Annotated in this window: 3 protein-coding genes and 1 pseudogene; 2 read left to right on the top strand and 2 right to left on the bottom strand. The window is 45.7% G+C overall.

The annotated features are described in order from the left end of the window. The first annotated feature begins 521 nt into the window (after window positions 1–521). Both SJI19_RS24455 and SJI19_RS24450 read left to right on the top strand, forming a co-directional pair. On the top strand, window positions 522–785 hold the full coding sequence (locus SJI19_RS24455) for a hypothetical protein (protein WP_323480835.1): 264 nt from the start codon (window positions 522–524) through the stop codon (window positions 783–785). A gap of 2 nt (window positions 786–787) precedes the next feature. After that, complete coding sequence (locus tag SJI19_RS24450; RefSeq protein WP_323480834.1) at window positions 788–1,408, top strand: class I SAM-dependent methyltransferase; 621 nt, start codon at window positions 788–790, stop codon at window positions 1,406–1,408. Between the two features lie 216 nt (window positions 1,409–1,624). Here the strand turns inward: SJI19_RS24450 and SJI19_RS24445 are convergent. Both SJI19_RS24445 and SJI19_RS24440 read right to left on the bottom strand, forming a co-directional pair. Next, a pseudogene (locus SJI19_RS24445) lies at window positions 1,625–2,669 on the bottom strand (IS256 family transposase); the annotation flags it as partial. Window positions 2,670–2,678: 9 nt separating this feature from the next. Continuing rightward, the coding region (locus tag SJI19_RS24440) for an IS3 family transposase (RefSeq protein WP_323480833.1) at window positions 2,679–2,872 on the bottom strand (194 nt) is incomplete at its 5' end.

Raw genomic sequence — 2,872 nt, 5'->3', positions numbered from 1 at the left:
CTGTCTCCGTTGTTCGGATAACAATATCAAAAACAGGCAATTACACAATTTAATTTACAGGCTCGCGCTATATAAGATATCCATTTAAGGTGCTACAGATTGCATTCACTCTGTGTATTTTATGGTCAGTCATTCACTACCTTTTAACATAAATCCTAAACTATTTTTTCATCATAGACTTAATCCTATGGCTGATAACTTTTGATTTACTCTGTCCGCTTCTGAAAAAGAGTCGAGCACACCTTTTCCAACCCATTGATATATTCTCAGCTTTAGTAAAATCGCTCTGCAGCCCTAGAAAGACCACCGGCAGCTATGGGCAGACGTCGAAATATCCTCTAATTTTGTGACCTGCTGATGCCTGCTTTTGATGTCATATCTGCCTGATCTCACCTCCGTTAATCATGTTTAATGCCTCGAACTTTGGGCAGTAGATCATTCTTAAGAAAATCACAGGTTGCCTTTTTTGTAATCAACGTATACGTTGTATACATTGATTTGGAATTGACGCTGAGGAAAACATGAGCAGAAAAAATAATGTAGTAACCGTAAGATTAACTGATGAGCAACTGAAGGTTTTCACAGACTGGAAGGAAAAATTAGAGGGCGACTTAGGGATCGATGTGCCTTTGGGGGCAGTTATCCGTAGGGCGTTAGATGGCGCTATTCAGATGTATAACCAGCGTATGGATCATGAAATCCAGGCGGAAATAAATCCGGATGAACGCGCTGCACGAACACAAGGTGCTAACGCATATATCAGTGACTACAAGGAAGGGAAATAATCATGACCATCATCGACAGTAAAGCACATCAAGCAGGGTTCAGAGAGCATTATGTCGATAATGCTAAGCCAGTGTGGGATATCGGTCGCCCGCAAAAACCTTTCATCGAAAGCGCCTCTGATATACGTGGGCCAATATTAGATATTGGCTGTGGCACAGGTACGCTTGCCGCTTATTTTGCTAAGCGTGGTGAGCAGGTTACCGGGATTGATTTTGTCGAAGAGGCTGTCGAGCGTGCTACCGCGAAGGCGAAGGCCGCGGGTCTTAACATCGACTTTATGGTTAAAGACTTTTTCACTATTGGCAGTTGGGATCGGAAGTTTCGGACCATTATTGACAGTGGACTGTTTCATATCTTTTCAGGCGATGAGGTGAGAAAAGCTGCTTACCTGGATATCGTGAGTAAATTACTCAGCGATAATGGCCGACTTTATGTTCTGGCCTGTAAAAAAGAAACCGGGATCGATGCAGGTGTTAACGCTGATGAGATTTTTGAGACCTTTCGTGAACGCTTTATCGTTGAGTCATTGCATGAGTTTGAGGCCGAAACCGTCATTGGCGCAGCGGAAAACGTCCCCGGCAAGCAGTGGCTAAGTTATTTTGCGGTGATTAAAAAACGCTAATGTTAAAGGGGGCTGCGTCCCCCATTTTCAGGATCTGAGGTTCCAGGATAAAAGATAGAATAAAGGTCTGCTTTCCTTGATTAAATGTGCGCTTTTATTAGCATATTACCTTCATTTTATTGTGATTCACCTAACCTCAATGAATCGCAGTCTGGAGTAGTGAGAATCAAAAGTTCGTGGGGAGCGTTCATAATTCTGTGTCACGTTAAAAAATCACTACAACGTAATCACTTTATCGAGGCGACCCTCAAAATAAATCGCCAACTGGGACAATGTCAAATTCCAGCTCTGTATCGGCATTGTCCATTTTTCCTGTGCATTCATTAATCCCAAATAAAGCAACTTCAACAGACTGTTTTCATTAGGGAATGCGCCTTTGGTTTTCGTCAGCTTTCTGAACTGACGGTGCACCGATTCAATTGCGTTCGTCGTGTAAATCACCTTGCGGATCGTCGCCGGATACCGGAAGTAATGCGACAGATTATCCCATTTCCTTCGCCACGACTGGAGCACCATCGGGTACTGCTGACCCCATTTCGCCTCCAGCTCATCCAGCGCCGTTTCTGCCGCCTCCTTTGATACCGCCCGATACACCGGCTTCAGGTCAGCCATAAACGCCTTATGATGTTTTGATGCGACGTATTTTATCGAGTTACGGATCTGATGGATAACGCAGAGCTGGACTTCGGTATCCGGGTAAATGCTGTTTATCGCTTCAGGGAACCCGGTCAGGCCATCCACACAGGCAATCAGAATATCGTCCACGCCACGGTTTTGCAGATCGGTCAGCACCGACAGCCAGAAATTAGCGCCTTCATTTTTAGACAGATACAGGCCCAGGATCTCTTTCTTGCCTTCCAGATTCAGCGCGAGAACCGTGTAAACCGCTTTGCTTTGATAACGCCCGTCTTCGCGGATTTTATAGTGGATCGCATCCAGCCAGACGAAGGGGGTATACCGCCTCCAGTGGGCGCTGTTGCCATTGTTTTAACTCAGGAATGACTTTATCGGTGACAGCACTAATCGTGGCGCTGGATACGCTAAAAGCGTATAAATCTTCGATTTCCTGGCTGATATCTTTGTAGCTCATGCCGAAGCCGTTACGCTCGCGGGGAGTGGCGAGTTCAAAGGCACCGGTTGGCGATTTAACTGTCTTTTTGGTCGAACCGTTTTTACGGTTAGCGGCAATATCCTGAGCGAGATGAGAATCCAGCTCAGCAGCCAGCGCAGATTCCGTTAACTGTTTGATTAACGGTGTTAATTGAAGTGGTCAACAAAAATTGGTCACACAACCTGACTGTTCATCGAACAGCCGCTCAGATTCGTTTGGCGTTAAGCCGCCGTTATACCAATGAGGCCTGAGCTCGCTGTAGTAATCCGTGATGTAGCGGATTATGGCGGACCACGCTTCCTTGAAGCTTTCGTAGTCCGTCGCCGGCACCCATTCTGTTTTTAGACTTCGGA

The sequence above is a fragment of the Acerihabitans sp. TG2 genome, from assembly GCF_035013185.1.
GTDB lineage: Bacteria > Pseudomonadota > Gammaproteobacteria > Enterobacterales > Enterobacteriaceae > Acerihabitans.
The sequence above is the reverse complement of the archived record's forward strand: the minus strand, read 5'-3'. Positions and strand labels throughout refer to the sequence as shown.

Coding starts and splice junctions, on each gene's coding strand:
- SJI19_RS24450 (WP_323480834.1), top strand. CDS start 788: ATGACCATCATCGACAGTAAAGCACATCAAGCAGGGTTCAGAGAGCAT.
- SJI19_RS24455 (WP_323480835.1), top strand. CDS start 522: ATGAGCAGAAAAAATAATGTAGTAACCGTAAGATTAACTGATGAGCAA.